This is a genomic window from Cytobacillus sp. FSL H8-0458 (assembly GCF_038002165.1).
GTDB lineage: Bacteria > Bacillota > Bacilli > Bacillales > Cytobacillaceae > Cytobacillus.
In genome coordinates this window covers 3,275,087-3,294,168 of record NZ_JBBOBR010000001.1, presented here as the reverse complement: position 1 = coordinate 3,294,168, position 19,082 = coordinate 3,275,087, and the positions used below count along the sequence as shown (strand labels likewise).

The 19,082-nt window shown below is 35.6% G+C and carries 27 protein-coding genes; 26 read left to right on the top strand and 1 reads right to left on the bottom strand.

What is annotated here, in order from left to right; genetic code table 11:
* Positions 1-212 precede the first annotated feature (212 nt).
* Entirely contained in the window at positions 213-908 is a 696-nt protein-coding gene (locus NYE23_RS16250) for a hypothetical protein (RefSeq protein ID WP_341079276.1), read from the top strand.
* 156 nt (positions 909-1,064) lie between these two features.
* On the opposite strand, the gene NYE23_RS16245 is transcribed toward NYE23_RS16250, so the two are convergent.
* Positions 1,065-1,748 carry a hypothetical protein gene (locus NYE23_RS16245; protein WP_341079275.1) on the bottom strand — a complete coding sequence of 228 codons (684 nt, stop codon included), beginning with the start codon at positions 1,746-1,748 and terminating at the stop codon, positions 1,065-1,067.
* Positions 1,749-1,846: 98 nt separating this feature from the next.
* Between NYE23_RS16245 and NYE23_RS16240 the strand changes: the two genes are divergently transcribed.
* The 25 genes from NYE23_RS16240 to NYE23_RS16115 all read left to right on the top strand — a co-directional run bounded on the left by NYE23_RS16240 (position 1,847) and on the right by NYE23_RS16115 (position 18,991).
* On the top strand, positions 1,847-2,281 hold the full coding sequence (locus tag NYE23_RS16240) for a hypothetical protein (RefSeq protein ID WP_341079273.1): 435 nt from the start codon (positions 1,847-1,849) through the stop codon (positions 2,279-2,281).
* A gap of 109 nt (positions 2,282-2,390) precedes the next feature.
* Positions 2,391-2,747 (top strand): hypothetical protein, encoded by a 357-nt coding sequence (locus NYE23_RS16235; RefSeq protein WP_341079271.1) that lies wholly within the window; start codon positions 2,391-2,393, stop codon positions 2,745-2,747.
* A 150-nt stretch (positions 2,748-2,897) separates the two neighbouring features.
* The gene (locus NYE23_RS16230; RefSeq protein ID WP_341079270.1) at positions 2,898-3,041 is read left to right on the top strand and encodes a hypothetical protein; all 144 of its coding nucleotides are present in this window, start codon (positions 2,898-2,900) and stop codon (positions 3,039-3,041) included.
* Between the two features lie 295 nt (positions 3,042-3,336).
* Positions 3,337-3,501 (top strand): hypothetical protein, encoded by a 165-nt coding sequence (locus NYE23_RS16220; RefSeq protein ID WP_341079268.1) that lies wholly within the window; start codon positions 3,337-3,339, stop codon positions 3,499-3,501.
* A gap of 147 nt (positions 3,502-3,648) precedes the next feature.
* Complete coding sequence (locus NYE23_RS16215; protein WP_341079266.1) at positions 3,649-4,008, top strand: hypothetical protein; 360 nt, start codon at positions 3,649-3,651, stop codon at positions 4,006-4,008.
* Complete coding sequence (locus NYE23_RS16210; protein WP_341079264.1) at positions 4,005-5,684, top strand: terminase large subunit; 1,680 nt, start codon at positions 4,005-4,007, stop codon at positions 5,682-5,684. Before NYE23_RS16215 ends, NYE23_RS16210 begins: the two co-directional genes overlap by 4 nt.
* 16 nt (positions 5,685-5,700) lie before the next feature.
* The gene (locus NYE23_RS16205) at positions 5,701-6,924 is read left to right on the top strand and encodes a phage portal protein (RefSeq protein WP_341079263.1); all 1,224 of its coding nucleotides are present in this window, start codon (positions 5,701-5,703) and stop codon (positions 6,922-6,924) included.
* Positions 6,890-7,474: an HK97 family phage prohead protease gene (locus NYE23_RS16200; protein WP_341079262.1), complete on the top strand. Its 585-nt coding sequence runs from the start codon at positions 6,890-6,892 to the stop codon at positions 7,472-7,474. The genes NYE23_RS16205 and NYE23_RS16200 overlap by 35 nt, the downstream gene beginning before the upstream one ends.
* A 28-nt stretch (positions 7,475-7,502) precedes the next feature.
* Positions 7,503-8,642: a phage major capsid protein gene (locus tag NYE23_RS16195; protein ID WP_341079260.1), complete on the top strand. Its 1,140-nt coding sequence runs from the start codon at positions 7,503-7,505 to the stop codon at positions 8,640-8,642.
* Between the two features lie 14 nt (positions 8,643-8,656).
* Positions 8,657-8,809, top strand: a complete 153-nt coding sequence (locus NYE23_RS16190; protein ID WP_341079259.1) for a Rho termination factor N-terminal domain-containing protein — start codon at positions 8,657-8,659, stop codon at positions 8,807-8,809.
* Positions 8,810-8,844: 35 nt separating this feature from the next.
* Positions 8,845-9,117 (top strand): head-tail connector protein, encoded by a 273-nt coding sequence (locus tag NYE23_RS16185; RefSeq protein WP_341079258.1) that lies wholly within the window; start codon positions 8,845-8,847, stop codon positions 9,115-9,117.
* Positions 9,104-9,421 carry a phage head closure protein gene (locus NYE23_RS16180; RefSeq protein ID WP_341079256.1) on the top strand — a complete coding sequence of 106 codons (318 nt, stop codon included), beginning with the start codon at positions 9,104-9,106 and terminating at the stop codon, positions 9,419-9,421. The genes NYE23_RS16185 and NYE23_RS16180 overlap by 14 nt, the downstream gene beginning before the upstream one ends.
* Positions 9,414-9,845, top strand: a complete 432-nt coding sequence (locus NYE23_RS16175) for an HK97-gp10 family putative phage morphogenesis protein (protein WP_341079254.1) — start codon at positions 9,414-9,416, stop codon at positions 9,843-9,845. The genes NYE23_RS16180 and NYE23_RS16175 overlap by 8 nt, the downstream gene beginning before the upstream one ends.
* Positions 9,838-10,233, top strand: coding sequence for a hypothetical protein (locus NYE23_RS16170; RefSeq protein WP_341079253.1), 396 nt, complete (start codon positions 9,838-9,840; stop codon positions 10,231-10,233). The genes NYE23_RS16175 and NYE23_RS16170 overlap by 8 nt, the downstream gene beginning before the upstream one ends.
* Positions 10,234-10,238: 5 nt before the next feature.
* Positions 10,239-10,799, top strand: a complete 561-nt coding sequence (locus NYE23_RS16165; protein WP_341079251.1) for a hypothetical protein — start codon at positions 10,239-10,241, stop codon at positions 10,797-10,799.
* Positions 10,800-10,843: 44 nt separating this feature from the next.
* A complete protein-coding gene (locus tag NYE23_RS16160) occupies positions 10,844-11,173 on the top strand; it encodes a hypothetical protein (protein WP_341079250.1) in 330 nt (109 codons plus the stop codon).
* A gap of 301 nt (positions 11,174-11,474) precedes the next feature.
* Positions 11,475-13,838 carry a phage tail tape measure protein gene (locus tag NYE23_RS16155; protein WP_341079249.1) on the top strand — a complete coding sequence of 788 codons (2,364 nt, stop codon included), beginning with the start codon at positions 11,475-11,477 and terminating at the stop codon, positions 13,836-13,838.
* Positions 13,839-13,841: 3 nt separating this feature from the next.
* On the top strand, positions 13,842-14,705 hold the full coding sequence (locus tag NYE23_RS16150) for a phage tail family protein (RefSeq protein ID WP_341079247.1): 864 nt from the start codon (positions 13,842-13,844) through the stop codon (positions 14,703-14,705).
* Positions 14,706-14,715: 10 nt separating this feature from the next.
* Positions 14,716-16,227: a pyocin knob domain-containing protein gene (locus NYE23_RS16145; protein ID WP_341079246.1), complete on the top strand. Its 1,512-nt coding sequence runs from the start codon at positions 14,716-14,718 to the stop codon at positions 16,225-16,227.
* 15 nt (positions 16,228-16,242) lie between these two features.
* Complete coding sequence (locus tag NYE23_RS16140; RefSeq protein WP_341079245.1) at positions 16,243-16,572, top strand: XkdW family protein; 330 nt, start codon at positions 16,243-16,245, stop codon at positions 16,570-16,572.
* Position 16,573: 1 nt separating this feature from the next.
* On the top strand, positions 16,574-16,714 hold the full coding sequence (locus tag NYE23_RS16135) for an XkdX family protein (protein WP_341079244.1): 141 nt from the start codon (positions 16,574-16,576) through the stop codon (positions 16,712-16,714).
* Between the two features lie 30 nt (positions 16,715-16,744).
* On the top strand, positions 16,745-17,884 hold the full coding sequence (locus tag NYE23_RS16130; protein WP_341079242.1) for a siphovirus ReqiPepy6 Gp37-like family protein: 1,140 nt from the start codon (positions 16,745-16,747) through the stop codon (positions 17,882-17,884).
* A gap of 15 nt (positions 17,885-17,899) precedes the next feature.
* The gene (locus tag NYE23_RS16125; RefSeq protein ID WP_341079240.1) at positions 17,900-18,109 is read left to right on the top strand and encodes a hypothetical protein; all 210 of its coding nucleotides are present in this window, start codon (positions 17,900-17,902) and stop codon (positions 18,107-18,109) included.
* Positions 18,106-18,303, top strand: a complete 198-nt coding sequence (locus NYE23_RS16120) for a holin (RefSeq protein ID WP_341079239.1) — start codon at positions 18,106-18,108, stop codon at positions 18,301-18,303. The genes NYE23_RS16125 and NYE23_RS16120 overlap by 4 nt, the downstream gene beginning before the upstream one ends.
* Positions 18,296-18,991, top strand: coding sequence for an N-acetylmuramoyl-L-alanine amidase (locus NYE23_RS16115; protein ID WP_341079237.1), 696 nt, complete (start codon positions 18,296-18,298; stop codon positions 18,989-18,991). The genes NYE23_RS16120 and NYE23_RS16115 overlap by 8 nt, the downstream gene beginning before the upstream one ends.
* The last annotated feature ends 91 nt before the right edge of the window (positions 18,992-19,082 follow it).

Sequence of the window (19,082 nt, the reverse complement as noted above, 5' to 3'; positions counted from 1 at the left end):
ATATTTATAAAAAAGTTCAATATAACCCATTTAATCATAACACATAAAACTCGTTTTTCAAGTAGTTTTTTGAATTTGCATAAATAATTTAGTTTAAGATGTACTGCTTCTCCCCAGTACTGATTGAACTGAATTATTTCTGGAGATTCAAAACATAGGCATGTCGTGACGACACCCTTTCCATTAACTAAATCATAAGGGAGAAGATATAGATGGGAAGAAGAAAGCTAGAACCAAATAGAACATTAATTGTTGGGCAGCTAGTATATATCTATTTGCAAGGTGTCAATGCACATGGGAGATATGCTTTAACGGATCTGAAGAGTTATCTAAAATTTAATCTTGGTCAGTACATTTGGACTCATGATGGTAAAGGAATTATTGGTGATCCGAATCGTCAAGGATATGCAGTTGCTTGGGATAGTGAAAGCAAGAAAAGTATTAGTATGCATCGTCTGGTTTCAGGTAATAAATCTAGCCTACATAGTGAACATAAGAATGGAAATTCCCTTGATAATCGGTCAGATAATTTAAGAATTGCAACTGCAGCTGAGAACAACAGAAATGTACCTGCACGGAAAGATAATAAATTTAACTATAAAAATGTTACTCAGCAAAATGGTAAGTATAGATGTTTTATTAAAATTGATGGTACTAAGTATAATTTCGGAACTAACTACTCTAAGCCTGAACAAGCAGCTATGGCGTACGATGAGGTTATGAAAAGGTTGTACCCTGAATTTACTATGTACAATAATGTTCCTTTAGATTTACTGACAAAAGATGAAATTGATCAAGTATATAGGATAGTTGAGAAGCGAATTGAGCAAATAAATAGTAAGTACAAGTTATATATTCCTGAATCCTTTAATCGTTATACTGATGCAGTTCGGGGAGCTAGTATCTAATGGGGAATGGAAAAAGGATTAAGTATACAGTGGATCAGTCAGGTGTAGTACATATCATAAAGCAAGACAATAAGAAGGAAATACATAGGTGATTGCAAAAAAAAAGGGTGGATTATTAGTTTCTCCACCCACACACATCAAGGCTTTATTCTTTTATTATCTGACATGCTCAATAGGTATCTTGGCATCAAGTAAAAATAAAAAGTTTTTTATAGTTTCAATAGCATTAATGCAAAATTCTTCGGTAAGTTCAAAGTCGTGTAGGATTTCATTTGATACTGGATCTTTAATCATTAGTTTACTGATAACACCTTCAGTATTAATTATTGCTTTATAAAGACTGGAGTTTTCTGAGCAGACTCTACGTCCGTCATGTGCAAAATGATTTCTGATTTCATTATAATTTTTTATCTTAGTCCATTCTGGAACATCATCAGGGAAAGGAATACAGGCAGCTCGTTTTAAAAATACTTGGGCTTTCTTTATCCCTTTATGTCTTAAATCATCAAGTTTTATTTTATTTGATAATTTATCCTCATATTCAAGACATAATGACATTAGAAGTTGTTCAAATGTTGAGTAGATATGGAGAAATAAAGATCGTCTTAATATATTTGGAAAAGAGTTTTTGTAGTTTAGATAATCATCTGCATACTTATGGTCAAAGTATTCAAGTTTTTCTTGTTGTGTATAATTGAGACCTAGAGTTTCCTTTTCAACAAGGTCTTCAAACTCTTTGCTCTTACTTTGGAGGAATTCTTCAACACTAACTGCATACTTTTCTAAATCATTAAATTTTAACTCTGTACTCAACCAAAACCAACTAAATTTATCCTCCACACCTTACACCATCCCATAAGTAATTTACAATATTATACTATATTTGCAGGATAAGGAGTGACTTTGTCGAAATTAATAGGTAGAAAGGTGGGTTTTGTATGATTTCTAAAGTTAAAGAGTATAGATTAAAAAATGGGAAGAGACTAGGCGACTTTCTTGAGCAAAAGTACCCTCAATATAAAACAGAGTGGTCACATACAGGAAATGTTATAGCTTTTTTAGTACATGTTCCTGGATTGAGAAGTCCTAATATTTTTAGGTGGGAAATAGAAGACAATAAAATCTACGCAACAAATGGCTCATCGATATCAGTCACTCCAGAATTAGATAAACGAAAACAAGACCTTGATACTCGAAAGCAAGCAATTTCAGTTGAACTTATGAGGATATATAACTTTGTGAAACAGTATCATTTAGAAGAAGGTCAACCTATTGAGATTGTTTTAGATAAAGCAAATAAAGAGTTTGGTCTTCCTCAAGGTGACATTGAAGAAATTTTTATTAAAGTAGATAAATTGTTATATAGTAAATAAAATTATTAGGCATTCCTTCGAGAGTGCTTTATTTGTTTTATTAACTTTGAAAATATTTCTTGTAACCTTTCTCGAAATGTATTATTTTGGCATTAAGGGAGTGAGGATTATGAGGAATAAAATTAGTTGGGATAGAGCGTTGGGTATTGGTATTGAAATAGCTTCAAAAGGCCAAAGGGGACCATTAGATGGTCATGGTAATTACTCAGAGTTAGCATTAAAATGGGAAACATGGCTTAGAGATGTAAAAGGTTATCCTGAAAAACAATTACTAGGACATAAAGTAGACAATAACCAATTGAGAAAAGAATTTTTCCTCGAGAACATTGAGAAAAATCCTGAATGGTTCAGTAATGCAGGGCTGAAAAAAGTTAAAATGAATCAAGAGAGCAATGAAATAGTTTTTGTATGTAAAGGTTGTCAAGTGCTTATAGATGGCACTTATCTTTATACATGTTGTAATTAAGTAAGAAGGAAAACACGTGTACAGGACACAGTATTATCTGTGTTCTTTTTTATTGTCTAAATTTAAAGGAGTGCTAAAAGTGATAGCAACGATGGTGTTATTTTCGAGTGCGGCAGCTTGTATATATCTGTTTAATAAGGGTGAGAAGAAGTGAAGGAGTCAATTGAAGATATACAGTTGTTGGTGCAGCAATGTCAGGACAATTTAAAGAAGCTTCAAGAGTTGAAACAGAAAGAGTTGAGATTGCTTGAAGAGATGCAGGAGTTATTGAAGAAGGGAGACGGTAAGTTATAAAACCATATGCTGAAAAATTCTATAAGTCTAAACGTTGGCAGAGATGTAGAAATGCTTACTTTGTTTCACAGCATGGATTATGTGAGCGTTGTGGATTAGGTGGAGATATAGTTCACCATACTGTTTACTTAACACCTGAGAATATTAATGATCCATTGATTAGTTTAAACCATGAGCTACTTGAGTTATTGTGCAGGGATTGCCATAACAAAGAACACTTCTGGAAAGAACCATTGGTTGATGGATTAATGTTTAATGAACATGGAGAGTTGGTACAAAAAGCGAGGGATTATTAATGACAACAATGAGAGTTCAGTTGAGGACTAAGGTTATGAGAATAGAAGTAACTGAAGAAGAGTTTGCTAATGTATTAAATTTATTGAGAACTAGTCAAACATTTATAGTTGGAAAAGAGTTTGCGATAAAATCAGATGAAATTGTTTCAATTGAAAAAGTTTAAAAAATAATTTTTTAAAAATTTCTATGTCCCCCTGTCTTTTTGGATTTGAAAAAAACTTGGAGACCGGCGAGTCGGACTTTTCTGTAACACATAGGTAGTTTGTACATAACCCCACCCCTAGAATATTTGAAGAAGGAGAGAGGATTTGTGAGTAAAAAGGAACTTACAGAAAAAGAAAAGAACATTAAGAAAGAAGTATCCAGACTTAACAAGATTTTCAAAGAGTTCGATAAGAACAAAAAATCTGCAGTGGAGAGTCTAGTTCAAGAAGCTGCTTTTATGCGTGCAACATTAAATGAGCTGAAGGAAGACATAAATGCTAAGGGTGCTATTGATGAAATGCAACAGGGTGAATACTCAATCTTACGTGAAAGTCCTGCAGTAAAAACTTACAATACCATGATCCAAAGATATACAACAGTTTGTAAAGAGTTATTTAGCCTGTTACCAAAGGATAAGCCTAAAACAGAGGACGATGGGTTTAATGCCTTCGTGAATAGTAAATGATAACTTATCCATTAGATTATAATCCGATAATTGAGTATTATAATAAAATTGAATCTGGTGAAGAAGTTGTAAGTCTAAAAGTAAGAAAAGTTTATCAAAACCTAATCAATATAATGAATGATGAAAATAGCATATGGGAATATGATGCTAGGAAAGCCAATCATGCTATTGAGTTTGTAGAGAATTTTTGCAAACACAGTCAAGGTACAAATAATCCATTTATTATGGAATTATGGCAAAAGGCAATGACATCGGCTTTATTTGGATTTGTACATAAGATTGATGGTACTCGAAAACATAGGGAATTTATTTTAATTGTCGCTAGAAAAAACGGAAAATCAGCGTGGGGATCTGCAATTGCTTTATACATGATGGTTGCTGATGGAGAATCAGGCCCACAAATCGTTTCTGCAGCCACAAAGAAAGACCAAGCAAAGATTATTTGGTCAGAGGCAAAGCGAATGGTTAAGAAGTCTCCTGTACTCAGGAAGAGGATAAAAACACTTGTTGGAGAGATTGCTTCTGAATTCAATGAGGGAACATTTAAACCACTTAGTAGTGACAGTAACACTCTTGACGGACTTAATTTACATGCCAGTTTGATCGATGAACTGCACGCAATTGAGGATAAAAACCTTTACGATGTAATAGTCGATGGGATGACGGCAAGGGAACAGCCTATATCTATTATTACAACTACTGCTGGTACTGTTCGAGAAGGTATATTTGATATTAAATACGAAGAGTGCGAGAGAATAATCAATGGATATGATGATCCTGAAGGATATCAAGATGAGCGTGTATTACCAATCATTTATGAATTAGATAAGCGTGAAGAATGGACAGATTCAGCATGTTGGAAAAAAGCAAATCCAGGACTTGGAACCATTAAGAAATTAGATCAACTTGAAACTAAAGTCAATAAAGCCAAATCTAACCCATTATTAGTGAAGAACTTATTATGTAAAGACTTCAATATAAGAGAGACTTCAAGTGAGGCTTGGTTAACGTTTGAACAATTGAATAATACTGCTACATACGAATTAGCGGAACTTAAACCTTCCTATGGAATAGGTGGTTGTGATCTTTCATCTACAACTGACCTTACTGCAGCGAAGGTTATTTTTATGCTTCCAGATGATCCGAATATTTATGTTAAGTCAATGTATTGGTTACCTGAAGATCTCTTACAAAAACGAACTGAAGAGGATAAAGTACCTTATGATATTTGGAAGGAAATGGAGCTACTGAGAACTACTCCTGGCAATACAGTTCACCCTCGATTTGTAACAGAATGGTTCCTTGAAATGAGAGATGTTCATGGAGTTTACCTTCCGTGGATAGGTTATGATGCTTGGTCAGCTAATTATTGGGTTGAGGAAATGGAAGGTCACTTCGGCAAGGAAGCAATGATTAAAGTATTCCAAGGTAAGAAGACACTTTCAAGTCCAATGAAGTTATTGGGTGCAGACTTAGAGAAGAAAATTGTTAATTACAATAACAATCAAATTGATAAATGGTGTTTGAGTAATACTGCTATTGAAATTGACAAGAACCTCAATATTCAGCCTACAAAGTTAGCAAACCAAAGGAAGCGTATAGATGGTACTGCTGCATTATTAAATGCCTATGTAGTACTCCAAGAGAAGAAGAATGATTACATGAATCTGATCTAAGAAAGGGGGTGGAAACTTGGGATTATTGGATAAAATTTTTGGGAAAAAGTCTGAGTCTAACTCTGGTACAAGATTTGAATTACTTAATGATACAGGTGAGGGGTACTATTCCTGGAATGGGACAATTTACAAAAGTGACATTGTACGAGCGTGTATTCGTCCAAAAGCTAAAGCAATTGGAAAGCTTATAGGGAAGCACATAAGAGAGAATGCAAGTGAATTTAAAGTGAATCCTGATGTTAATATTCGTTTCTTACTTGAAGAGCCTAACCCATTAATGACAGGACAAGTATTTCAGGAAAAGATGGCGACACAATTGGAACTAAATCACAATGCTTTTGCATATATCAAGCGAGATGAATTTGGAACGCCTCTTGAAATATATCCTATTACATGCGTATCTGTTGATGTTGTGGAGGGTCTACAAGGTGATATTTATTTAAAGTTCTATTTTAGAAATGGAAAGACCATGACTGTTCCTTATGTTGACATTATTCACTTAAGAAAAGACTTCAATGAAAATGAATTCTTTGGTGAAAGTCCAATTCCAGCTTTAGTCGGACTTATGGAAATTGTAACAACTACAGATCAAGGAATTGTCAAAGCCATTAAAAATAGTTCAATCATTAAATGGATATTGAAATTCAATAATGTTCTAAAAGAAGAGGATAAAGAAGTACAAGTTAAAACTTTCGTTAAAAATTATCTTGCTATGGACAATGACAATGGTGGAGCAGCTGCAACAGATAGTCGTTATGATTTACAGCAAGTAAAACAAGAAAGCTATGTACCTAATGCAGAGCAGATGAAAGAGACTATGCAGAGAATACTTAGCTTTTTTAATACCAATGAAAAGATTATCAAGAGTGAATATACCGAAGATGAGTGGAATGCTTATTATGAGTCTCAGATTGAGCCTGAAGCAATGCAATTGTCTGGTGAATATACTCGTAAACTATTCTCTAGAAAAATGAGGGGGTTTGGTAATCGAATTACTTTTGAAGCGTCTAACCTTAATTACGCCTCCATGTCTACAAAGCTTGGATTAGTACAGATGGTGGATAGGGGAGCAATGACACCAAATGAGTGGCGTACTGTCTTAAATCTTATTCCTATTGAAGGTGGAGATAAGCCTATTCGAAGACTAGATACAGCTTTAGTTGAAGATAAGAAGAAAACTAATCAGGTTGAAGGGGGTGATAAAAATGGAACAGACGGAGAAAAGGGAACTGGTAACTGACGGCATTGAGGTTAGAGAAGCAGAAGATGGTAAAAGAACAATCTCTGGCTATGCTGTTAAATGGGAAATGAAATCTCATGCAATGGGGTATTTTAGACGATTCAAGGAACAGTTTAAAAAAGGTTCATTTACTGAAACTTTAACACAAGATGACCAAAGAGCATTATGGAGTCATGATACTTCGAAGGTGCTGGGAAGAACTAAAAATGGTTCTCTAAGATTATTTGAAGATGAAGTTGGACTTCGGTTTGAGCTTGATTTGCCTAATACTTCATTAGGTAATGACACCTTTGAAAGCATTAAGCGCGGAGATGTCGATGGGGTTAGTTTTGGATTCAATATGCAAAAGGAAGAATGGGATGAATCCGATCCCGACAATGTGATTAGGAGTGTAACAAAGGCAAAATTATTAGAGATTAGTCCGGTTGCATTTCCAGCATATCCAGATTCACAGGTTTCTGCAAGAAGCCATGATCCATACAAGGAATACATAGAAGAAAAGAATCAAATGGAATTAAGGAAAAAACTTATTTTAAAAACATACCTATAAAACTAATAAAAAAGGAGCTAATTTATTTATGAAAACTTTACAACAAATTCTAGATCGCAAACAGGAAATCCGTTCATTACTTGAGGGAGAAGAGAAAATTGATTTGAAAGCACTTGAGACAGAACTACGTGAACTTGATGATCAACAATCAGAAATTGAAACTCGTCAACGTCTACTTGCAGAAGCAGGTAATATCAATAAAGCGCCAGAAACTCGCACAATTGAAACCTTTAATGCTGAGCCTGAGAAACGTGAAGAAGTTGAACTTGCAGAAAAGCGTGGTCAAGATTTATTAGAAAACCGCGCGGTTACTGTATCATCTAGTAATCTAGTACTTGCTAAACACAATGCTTCAGATATCAAAGGTACATTTAATCAAGTATCTTCTCTAGTTGATCGTGTTAAGCATGTGCCTCTTGAAGGCGGGGAAAGTTACCGTAGAGGATACGAAAAAGGTCATGGAGAAGGTGGCTACACTGCTGAGGGTGTTGACTACAATGAGACAGATGTTCAATTTGGATATGCAGATATTAATAAGACAAAGATCACTGCATATAACGAAGAAACTGAAGAAGTTGCAAAGCTACCTGCAGCTAATTATGAAAAAATTATCGTTGGTGGTGTCGGTAAATCACTACGTAAAAAGATTACAAGAGAAATTTTAGTTGGAGATGGTGCAACAGGTCATTTAGTTGGTATTTTCTCTGCGCAAGCAACTGCGATTGATCCTGCAACAGATCTTCCATTAGCTGCGATTGATGCCGATACACTTGATAACATCCTATTCTCATTTGGTGGAGAAGAAGATGTAGAAGATACTGCAGTATTGATTCTTAACAAATTGGATGTTAAGGCATTTGCTATGCTTCGTGATGGACAAGATAAGAAAGTTTATGAAGTAAAATCTTCTGGTAACACAGGTACAATCAATGGTGTTCCTTACATCATTAACAGTGCTTGTAAACCACTTGCCACAGCATTAGCTGGAGATTACGTAATGGCTTATGGTCCATTATCTAACTATGAGTTGGCTACTTTCTCTCCAACTGACATCCAACGTTCAACTGATTTTAAATTTAAGCAAGGAATGATCGCTCACCGTGGTTCAGTATTTGTTGGTGGTAACGTAGCGGCTCATAATGGTTTCTTGCGTGTAAAAAAGGCTTAACAGTCATTGAACCAATGACATTAACCGTTAATACTACGGAAGAAGCTTTAGACTATGAATCTATGACAGTTATAGAGCTTAAAGCAATTGCTAAAGAGCGTGGTATTGTCGGTTATAGTTCAATGACTAAAGCACAATTGATTGAAGCAATAAAGGCTACTGATTAATTCGGTAGCCTTTTATTGATGAAAGTTGGTGACATATGCTTTTACAGAAAGTAAAAACAAGCTTAAGGATATCGCACAATAAACTGGATGATGAGCTAACTGATTTGATAAATGCAGCATTATCAGAATTAAAAATTGTCGGTATTACTAATACTTATGAACTTGACCCATTAATTATTAGGGCAGTTATCACTTATTGCAAAGCTAACTTTGGAATGAATAATGCTGATTCAGAAAAGCTGCAGAAAGCCTTTGAACTTTTGAGAAGTCATTTATCATTAGTGGGTGATTACAATGGCATTCAATGAAGTTATTGAGCTAATAAGTATTACCTCAAGTGAAAATGAATTAGGTGACCCTATAGAAATTTCAGTACCTAGAGATGTATTTGCTAATAAAAAGTCCATATCACAAACTGAATTTTATCAAGCACAGACAACAGGTTTGCGCCCTGAAATTAAATTTGAAATATGGTCAATGGATTACCAAGATGAACCTAAATTTTCTTTTAACAATAAGACATATACGATCATTAGGACATTTGAAAAAGATAATGAATTAATCGAATTAGTTGGCTCTGGCACAGTTAACAAAGGTGATTCAAATGGCTAGTGAAGTTAGATTTGAAAGTAATGCAAAAGAGGTTCAAAGAGCAATAAGGCAACTTGAAAAGAAAGCACTTAGAGAGATAGCCAAAGTTCTGCGAAAGCAAGTTAAAAAGGCTACTCCTAAAGACGAGGGTGTGCTTAGAAAAAATGTAGGCACCTGGGTTAAAGGTAAGGCGAAAGAAGATCCAGTATTGCAGCTTGGTGTTTATGACCGAGCAAGAGCTAGAAAGAAAGGTTATCAATATGCTTATCATGCGCATCTGATTCAATTTGGGACTGTCAAAATGAGAGCAACGGATTACCTTCGTGCTCCTGTGTTTCAGAATTTAGATGTAATTATAGCCATTCAAGCAGAATATTTACGACAGATCGAACACATTAAAGCAAATGGACTACCAAATGAGGAGGATGAGGTGGCAGATGATTGATCTTAGGAAAGTTATAAGGACTTATCTTAAAAGCGTCCATCCCACTGTCTATTTTCAAAATGCCCCTGAAGATGCATCCTTTCCATACATAGTTTATGATTTCCCAAATTTAAATTCTGATGGTGAGGTTCAATCTATAGTAGTAGTGGACATTGATGGGTGGGATAGACCCTCTAATGGAGATACAATTCCATTAGAAATATTAATGGAAAAGATTGATGGAGATGGTGATTTATTAAAACCATCAGGACTTAATAAGAACACATTGACTGCTGATAATATAGCAGTCTCTTTTTATTTGGATACTAAATTACCTTTAGTTGATGATGATCCATTAATAAAAAGAAGAAAGTACGTTTACCAAGCAAGACTATTTAATAAGGAGTGACTAATTTGACACAGAAATTAACGAAAGAACAAATGGAAAATATCCAGATTGATTATGGAATTGTAATTTTAAATTATGGTCTAGCCGATCAAAAAAGATTGGGGCCGACTAAAGGTGGAGCAGAATTTTCAGCAACTAAGAATATTCGTGACATTGAATTTGATGGTCAGATGGGGAAAACAATGGGAATGCAAGTAATTGATGAAATGAATGCCTCATTGAAATTTAGTATTTTAGATTCTAGCCTACAGACTCTAGCCATGACTATGCCTCAAGCTGATTATGATGAAACAACTAAGATTATTAAGAACAATAAAGGTGGAGCAATTCCTGCATCTAAATACTTCGAGAATATCACCATGTTTGCCAAGGTTATTGGTGGTAAGTATAAGAAAATCACATTGTTTAACGCATTAAATGAGAGTGACTTTGTTCTTTCATCTGCGCCTAAAGCAGAAGGGGAAATCGCTCTTGAGGTTTTCGCCCATTGGGATCCTGAAACAATGGATGACTTATATTCAATTGAAGATGTTGCAGAAATTGTTGAACCAGCACCAGTAGTTTAAGACGGGGGTTATTCCCTGTCTTTTTATTTTGAAGGAGGATTTAAATGATTAAAAGTGAGCAAGCATTTGACATGTTACCGCATGTAGTTGAAATCTATGAAAAATTAGATATTGAAAGTTATCGAAGGAAAAGCATTGCTAAACACAAAAAAGCAAAAAATGTTGATTTACAAAAAGTTGGATTAGATGTTCTTTTGTACATTATAAAAAACTCCAGCAAAGTTAAAGAAGAGTTTTTTACTGTAGTGGCTATAGCAGATGAAAAATCAGTTGATGAAATTAAAGCACAATCACTTGTGAAAACAATTACAACTTTTAAAGAAGTATTTACAGATAAAGAATTAATGGATTTTTTCAAAACAGCTATGCAATAGGCTTTGAGGAAACACTCAGGCTTTTGCATAGCTACGATTATAACTTTCTAATAAGACAATCTCCCAAATACTTAAATAGATTGCTGTTAAAGGCATCAGAGAAAGAGAATGAAAATCTCATCTTTGATTTGTGGAAAACTTTATATCCAAAAATGATGCTAGGTCATATAGATTTTATGGATTTTAACACATACAAAGAGAAACTGATGTCCAAGAAAAAGACCTCAGATAAGTCTTATGAAGAAATTGAAAAAGAAATGGATCAGGTAATTGCTGCTTTTGAAAGGCAGGTGAATACATAATGGAGATATTTAAATTATTTGGAAGCATTTTCGTAGATAACGATAAAGCTAATCAAGCGATTGATGAAACAGATGGAAAAGCTGAAGGGTTGGCAGGAAAGTTTGGAAAATTAGGTGTTGCTGCAGGTGCTTTGGGGGGAGCAATCGTTGCTGGGATAGGTTCGGCAGTAACAGCGATAACGGGTTTAGTATTAGCAGGAGATGATTTACAGAAATCATTAAATTCGTTGCAGATGCAAACTGGTGCAACTGAGCAAGAGATGGAAGGGATGGAAGAGTCCCTACTAAGTATATATAAGGCAGGCTACGGAGAATCCTTTGATGATATTGCATCTGCAATGGCTAATGTTAAGCAGACCACAGGAGCCACTGGTGAAGAACTTGAAAGCATGACTCAAGAAGCTCTAAAGATGCGAGATGTATTTGGGTTTGAAGTGAATGAGTCAATGCGAACAGTTAGCGTTATGATGAAGAATTTTGGTATTACTTCTGATGAGGCTTTTACTTTGTTAGCACAAGGTCAACAGATGGGTGTTAATGCCTCTGACGACATGCTTGATACATTCCTTGAGTATAGTCCAATTTTTGAACAACTAGGCTTTGATGCCGAAGGAATGCTGGATATCCTTAATACAGGTATGCAAAATGGTGTCAGAAATAGTGATGTTTTAGCAGACGCAATTAAGGAGTTTGGAATAAGAGTTAAAGATGAATCCAAATTAACTGCTGAATCATTTGCAGGTCTAGGTTTAGATGCTTCCAAAATGTCTCAAGAATTTGCAAAGGGTGGTGAATCTGCTCAAACTGCATTCGAAAAGACAATGGCAGCCTTAGCGAAGATTGAAGATCCTGTGGAAAGAAACACTATTGGAGTCGGTCTTTTTGGCACTAAATTTGAAGACCTAGAATATCAGGCAGTACTTAGTCTCGGCAATGTTCAAGAAGTAGCTGATAAGTCAGCCGATACCTTGAAGAAGATAGATGAAATACGTTTTAACTCTGTTGGGGAAGCAATATCAGGTATCTGGAGGATCTTTAATGCTGAAGTATTAATTCCACTAGAGCAGAAGATGATGCCTTCCATAAATAATGCCTTTAATACAATAAAAAATATAGTCCCTGGAATAATAGATCTCTTTAAGGGTGATTCCTTACCTTTAATAGAAGCAATTACAGAAAGCTTTAGTGAAGAGAAACAAATCCCGGTCATTAACTTTTTCCTAAGTGTGCGTGATGGGGTAGAAAAGGTAAAGGCAGCCTTTATAAGCGTCAAAGATGCGGCTATTGCTGGATGGGGATTTCTACAGCCTTATATTATCCCAATGGTAACAGCAATTGTTACTTTTGTAGGTGAAAAGGTTACAATGCTTAAGCAATTCTGGGAGCAAAATGGAGCTCAAATTGTCCTTGCTGCACAAAATGCATTTCAATTTATATGGAATATTGTCCAGTTTTTTATGCCAGCTGTACTCCTTTTAATCCAATCAGTATGGGGTAATATTCAAGGCGTTTTTGATGGAGCATTAAAGATCATTATGGGATTATTGAAGGTTTTTGCAGGAATTTTCACTGGAGACTGGAAAAAAATGTGGGAAGGTGTCAAACAACTCATATCAGGTGCCTTGGAATTCTTATGGAACTTATTCAATCTTATGATGATTGGTAAGCTGCTTGGAGGTATTAAATCGTTTATCTCTAGCGGAATCAACTTTTTTAAGAGTTTCGGTACGTCAGTGGTAGCAACTTTTAAACAGTTTATCGATGATGCCATTAGTTGGTTTAATTATTTTCGACAAACAGGATCTTCCATATGGCAAGCAACTTTTGATACTGTAAAAAATACAGTTAAAATATTTAAAAATGCTGCAAAAACAAGTTTTGATGAGGTGTTTTCTACAGCAAAATCAATCTTCGGTAAGGTAAAGGATGCCATAATGAATCCTATACGGACAGCCAAGGATCAGGTAAAAGGTTTTATTGAAGAAATTAAGTCATTCTTCCGAAATTTATCATTAAAACTTCCAGACATTAAAACACCTCGTTTTAAATTAAAGAACTGGTCTAAGAATCCTGTGGACTGGTTAAAAGCTATGCCTTCAATTGATATTGATTGGTATGCGAAAGGAACTAACTATGCACCTGGTGGTTTATCAGTAATCGGTGAACATGGCGCTGAATTAGTTGAATTGCCGAAGGGTTCAAAAGTACATACCGCCAGCCAAACAAGAAGTAAATTAGGCGGTGGAGACACAAATGTTAATTTCTATAATACCTTCACATCTAAGCCCATGACACCAAGTGAAATTAACAGAAAGGAAAAACAAATGATGAGGAATTGGGCACTTGAATATGGGGGGATTTAACAAATGTCTGCAAAATTAGTATTTACAAATGGAAGAGGAATTTCAATTGAACTTTCAAGTGCTCCCCCATTCATTGTTTCTAAAATTGAAGGATTGGGGGGAGTTGAAGGGAATATCGAAACCCAAAAAGCACCCTTTCAAGATGGTTCAAGTTATATTGATACAACCCTTTCGGAACGTCCTTTAGCATTTGTAATAAGTATAATAGGCGATAATATTCCGGCGCATAGATCTTTTGTATCTTCTATTTTTAACCCTAAAACAGGAATAGGAACTTTAAGTTATATAGATGGTGAAGTAAAGAAGGAAATTAAAGCTATTCCTGAAAGGGTTCCTGTTTTTCCATCTGGAAAAGAAAATAGGGGTTTTAATTATCAAGTTTGTACTGTGGATTTACTTGCGTTGGATCCATTTTGGTTAGATCCATACGAATCATCAGAACCATTATCAGCTTGGATAGGTAAATTTAAATTTCCTTTTAAGTTTCCTGTTGAGTTTGGGGAGAAAGCAAATAGAACAACCATCAATAATGATGGTGATGTCGAAACACCTGTTTTTATTGATTTCTATGGTCCAGCTATAAACCCAACAGTTACAAATGAAACTACGGGGCAAAGAATTAGAATTAAACGGACATTATCAGCAACTGACAAATTAGAGGTAAGTACTGAATTCGGAAACAAGTATGTAGAAATAGTTGCAGCTGACGGGTCAAGGACTAATGCTTTTCACTGGATTGATCTTTCAGCAGACCCTATTCTCTTTCAGTTGGCATTAGGAGAAAACGATATTTCTTTTTCTTCAGATGATCCAGCAAGTACAGGATCGGTAAATATACGATACAAAAAGCGATATGTAGCAGTTTAGGAGATGTGATATGGAAAAATATTATTTCTTTGATTCTAATGAATCAATAGGAGATGAACGGTGGTATTCCGCCTCGGATTGGTCAAGGGTACTATCTAAGTTCTTGGAGAATGGAATATACAAAGAGGGAAGCAACCTTAATGTAACTGCTACCGGAACCACTATGAAGGTGACGGTCGGTACCGGGGTTGCTTTTTTAGATGGGCATATGTATGAAAATGACAGTGCCCTTACATTAAATGTGGATGCAGCCGAAGCGACTCTTGATCGGATTGACCTGGTTGTCTTACGGCTGGATTTAACAGAGCAAAATCGCTATATCAAAGCCTTTGTTAAAAAAGGTGTAGCTGCAACTTCTCCAGTTGCCCCAGTTGTTGAGAATTCCACATTTATTAAGGAGTTTGCTCTTGCTGAGGTAAGAGTAACAAAAGGTAAGTCGACAATTGCCCAGTCTCAGATCACTGATAAAAGACCTGCTGATTTTGTGGATCCTTTTGTGGATGGTTCAAGGATTACCGCACTTGAACAGAATACTTATACCAAGATTGAAACAGATACAAAAGTTAATGCTACACAAGTATTTAAGTTGACTAAGGACAATGGTGGGGCAACTTCACTAGGAAGCGTAGATTTAGATACCATTATAACGCCTGGTTACTATTATGCTTCTTCCAATACAGCAAATAAACCTCAAAATATTTCTGGTTTAGTATTGGTGTATATCTCCAATAATGAAGCGGATATTGTGCAAGAGCACATTGCTCGGGATGATTCAAATAGAAGGTTCTTAAGGACTAAGAACGGTTCAACAGCAAATTGGGGTCCATGGGTTGAACTAGAAACAACTGCAGGGTCACAGACCAAAATAGATACACAAGTTAAAAACTACGGGTTGGGAACAAATCTCAAAGACATAGGCGGAGGGAATATAAACAATATCAGTGGCACAGGATTCTATCAATGCTCGACAACTGCGACTAATACCCCTTTAAGTGGTTTTGGATTTGTTGTTGAACACTTTGAGATTAACTCCAACAACGCTTATCAAGTTGCCTACATGGTGAGCACTAATAATAAGGTGTTCTTCAGACGTAAATCATCACTTGGCTGGGAATCTTGGAGAGAACTTTTTCAATCTGGAGGAACAAGCATCGCTGCTTATGGCAGTCAGAGTGTTTCAGCAGGAGCACTCGCTAAGTTAAGCGTAGCTTCTGGCGAGTATAGCGATCGATTAAGTGAATTCGCAAGTAGCAGGTTTACTCCTAAAAATGACGGGACGTACATCATCAACGTCTCAACGATGGGTACAAACTATCCATCCAATTACCAAGGGGGTTCACTTCAAATCTACAAGAATGGTACTATTTTTGATACGATCGCCATGGGTGTAATGGAGGCTGGTATTTCAGGTTCGGTTGTAATGAATTTAATTACAGGAGATTACATCGAATTTTATGTATTTAGCGGCATGTCTTCTTCTGTCTTTATCGAAAGTCTTGTCAGCATTGGGCGAATATCATAATAGGGGGTGTTTAAATTGTTTTCATTATCTCAAAAAATACAGCTGATTTATCCAGATGCGAAACCACTTGTGGACTACATCGTTATGGATGAATTGGATAACAGAGGGGAATTTATTGCAGAATGGAATCTGGATGTGCCTCAACCTTCTGCAGAAGAATTAGAAGCTGCATGGGAAGAATACCAGACAAACCCTCCAGAACCTCCGAAAAACATAGATGAAATTCTTCTGCAGGAAAATGCAGATTTGTCATTTCAAGTTATGGTTCTAGAAGGAGAACAGGTGCAGTTAAAACAAGAGCAAGCAGATCTTGCCTTTCAGCTCATGATGAAGGAGGTTATCTGAGATGTGGGATTGGTACACAAAAATAAAGGGTTATTACGAAAATTCTTTATGGACAAAAGATCAAGTCAAACAAGGTGTTGTCTTTAATAAAATTACATCAGAACAATACCAGGAAATTACAGGGGAGCCTTACTATGTGTAGGGCTCTATTATTTTAGGAAAGTGGTGTTTTATGAAGCCTATTCGAATCATTACTTTAGGCTTTGAACTTAAAGCCGAAATTGATAACTATGAATCTATGTGGTTTTCTCGTTCGTGGAGTGGAGTTGGACAAATAGAGATAAGGATAAATCGATATAAGCGACATGTGGAGCATTTAATTAAAAATAACTTGATCATGGTGAATCCTAAAAAGGTATTTATCATTAAGCATCGTGAAATTGAACTTGATGAAAATGGAAAGGCTACAGAGAATTGGCTGATAAAAGGGCTCTCTCTAAAAGCCTTAACTGGTCAGAGGCAAACAAGACCTCCTTCTCATACAGCTTATGACAACAGGCAAGGAAATGTTGAAACAGTTATGAAGCACTATGTTGACAGGAATGTTGTTAATCCACCAGATCTTAAAAGAAGAATGAATCAAGTTAGTTTAGCTGAAAATCAAAACAGAGGTTATTCTATCTCGTGGCAAACAAGGTTTAAAAACTTAGCTGAAGAACTAACAGAGATTTCTTTAATAACAGGCATAGGCTGGGATATTTCGGTTGATTTTACTTTAAATAAATTTGTTTTCGATGTCCAAAGTGGAAGAAACCTTACAGCTAGTCAGGAGTTGCTTCCACCAGTTATTTTTAGTCCTCAATTCGAGTCCTTACAATCACTACAGTATACAGAGAGTGAATTGAATTACAAAAACGTTGCGTATGTAGGTGGGCAAGGAGAGGGTGTCGATAGAAGAATTATTGAAATAGGTAGTTCTTCAGGGATTGATCGTCATGAGATCTTTATCGATGCCCGGGATGTGGAAGAAAAAGATGAGAATGATCAACCAATTCCTGAATCACAAATTATACAAACTCTTTCTGAAAGAGGAGAGCAACAGTTAAAAGAGTTTCTTCAGGAAGAATACTTAGAAGGTCAAATCTTAACTAAAAGCCCATTTAAGTATGAAGTGGATTATGACTTAGGTGATGTTGTCACAATCCAAAATGTTGATTGGGGTGTCACTATGGATACCCGTATCACTGAGATAAAAGAAGTTTATGAAACAGGTGGATATAAGCTGGAAGCTACATTTGGCAATAATCGACCAACACTAATAAAAAAAATTAAGCAAGAATTAGGTCAAATTAGTGGGGAAGTAAGGAAATAGAAAGTAGGTGTAAGAATGGGAACATGGGTTGAACTTTTTAAAGAGGCAGTAAGTTTATATGGCTTACCTTTTGCCCTTTTCATTGCCCTTTTAGTATGGGTACTCTGGAAAAATGATCAGCGTGAAGGACGATATTTAACTGTTATTCAAACTTTATCAGAAGATGTTAAAGAACGATTATCAAAAATTGAGGCTCGTATTTTTGATGGGAGGGACAACTCTTGAAAAAAATAAGAAATCACGGTTTATGGGTTGCAACTGCAGCTCTTTTTTATTTGGTTTTGGAGGATTTAGGGTATCAAATTGATCCTACTCGTTGGGAGACCTATGTAACCTTAATTGTAGGAATATTAATCTCCTTAGGTGTAGTAAGTAATCCTAAGGAAGGAAAATGGTTTGGAGATGATAAAAATGAGTGAAAAATGGATTAATGATGCAGGTCATGGTGGTTCTGATCCTGGTGCTGTGGCAAAGGGTAATACTGAAAAAGTTTATACACTAGAAGCAGAACTATACGTACATAAGCGCTTGAAAGATCATGGTATTAACAGTGATGTTACTCGTACATCCGATGTAACCTTAGATGAAAACCCAAGGGTAAATAGAGTAAAGAGTTATAAATATTGTTTATCTCATCATTTTAACGCTGGTGGCGGTAATGGTGCTGAATTTATTCATTCCATTTATTCAGATGGTAAGTTCGAAAAGATGATTGCGGACGAATTTAAGAAGGCGGATTATCCACTAAGACCAAAGACAAATTATACTCGTAAAGGTTCCAATGGTCAAGATTACTATTATATGCACAGGCGTACTGGCGCTTGCCGTACCACAATAATTGAGTATGATTTTGTTGATGGTGATAACTCAGAAAAGATTAAAGATAAAAAGTACCGAGAAGGTATGTATGAGTGTGTAATAAAGGCTGTATGTAAACAAGAAGGGAAGAGCTATAAACCTTTGAATCAGCCTAAACCAAAACAAAAAGAACCCGCAAAAGGGTTATATAAAGTTCAAGTAGGTGCATTTTCACTTAAAGGAAATGCAGAAAAGTTAGCTGTGGAATTAGAAAAAAAGGGATATAAAACTTATACTGTCCATGATTAAACCATACTAATTTGGGGTAACGATTAAATACATCAAGATCAACATAAATAATAAGCCCTTCACTTAGTTGTGAGGGGCTTAATTTTGTATC

Bases quoted from the DNA above. Each gene is read 5' to 3' on its own strand.
- NYE23_RS16250 (WP_341079276.1), top strand. From the start codon at position 213: ATGGGAAGAAGAAAGCTAGAACCAAATAGAACATTAATTGTTGGGCAG.
- NYE23_RS16115 (WP_341079237.1), top strand. From the start codon at position 18,296: ATGAGTGAAAAATGGATTAATGATGCAGGTCATGGTGGTTCTGATCCT.
- NYE23_RS16155 (WP_341079249.1), top strand. From the start codon at position 11,475: ATGGAGATATTTAAATTATTTGGAAGCATTTTCGTAGATAACGATAAA.
- NYE23_RS16220 (WP_341079268.1), top strand. From the start codon at position 3,337: ATGACAACAATGAGAGTTCAGTTGAGGACTAAGGTTATGAGAATAGAA.
- NYE23_RS16150 (WP_341079247.1), top strand. From the start codon at position 13,842: ATGTCTGCAAAATTAGTATTTACAAATGGAAGAGGAATTTCAATTGAA.
- NYE23_RS16125 (WP_341079240.1), top strand. From the start codon at position 17,900: ATGGGAACATGGGTTGAACTTTTTAAAGAGGCAGTAAGTTTATATGGC.
- NYE23_RS16190 (WP_341079259.1), top strand. From the start codon at position 8,657: ATGACATTAACCGTTAATACTACGGAAGAAGCTTTAGACTATGAATCT.
- NYE23_RS16175 (WP_341079254.1), top strand. From the start codon at position 9,414: ATGGCTAGTGAAGTTAGATTTGAAAGTAATGCAAAAGAGGTTCAAAGA.
- NYE23_RS16210 (WP_341079264.1), top strand. From the start codon at position 4,005: ATGATAACTTATCCATTAGATTATAATCCGATAATTGAGTATTATAAT.
- NYE23_RS16185 (WP_341079258.1), top strand. From the start codon at position 8,845: ATGCTTTTACAGAAAGTAAAAACAAGCTTAAGGATATCGCACAATAAA.
- NYE23_RS16130 (WP_341079242.1), top strand. From the start codon at position 16,745: ATGAAGCCTATTCGAATCATTACTTTAGGCTTTGAACTTAAAGCCGAA.
- NYE23_RS16145 (WP_341079246.1), top strand. From the start codon at position 14,716: ATGGAAAAATATTATTTCTTTGATTCTAATGAATCAATAGGAGATGAA.
- NYE23_RS16235 (WP_341079271.1), top strand. From the start codon at position 2,391: ATGAGGAATAAAATTAGTTGGGATAGAGCGTTGGGTATTGGTATTGAA.
- NYE23_RS16240 (WP_341079273.1), top strand. From the start codon at position 1,847: ATGATTTCTAAAGTTAAAGAGTATAGATTAAAAAATGGGAAGAGACTA.
- NYE23_RS16170 (WP_341079253.1), top strand. From the start codon at position 9,838: ATGATTGATCTTAGGAAAGTTATAAGGACTTATCTTAAAAGCGTCCAT.
- NYE23_RS16200 (WP_341079262.1), top strand. From the start codon at position 6,890: ATGGAACAGACGGAGAAAAGGGAACTGGTAACTGACGGCATTGAGGTT.
- NYE23_RS16195 (WP_341079260.1), top strand. From the start codon at position 7,503: ATGAAAACTTTACAACAAATTCTAGATCGCAAACAGGAAATCCGTTCA.
- NYE23_RS16180 (WP_341079256.1), top strand. From the start codon at position 9,104: ATGGCATTCAATGAAGTTATTGAGCTAATAAGTATTACCTCAAGTGAA.
- NYE23_RS16160 (WP_341079250.1), top strand. From the start codon at position 10,844: ATGATTAAAAGTGAGCAAGCATTTGACATGTTACCGCATGTAGTTGAA.
- NYE23_RS16135 (WP_341079244.1), top strand. From the start codon at position 16,574: ATGTGGGATTGGTACACAAAAATAAAGGGTTATTACGAAAATTCTTTA.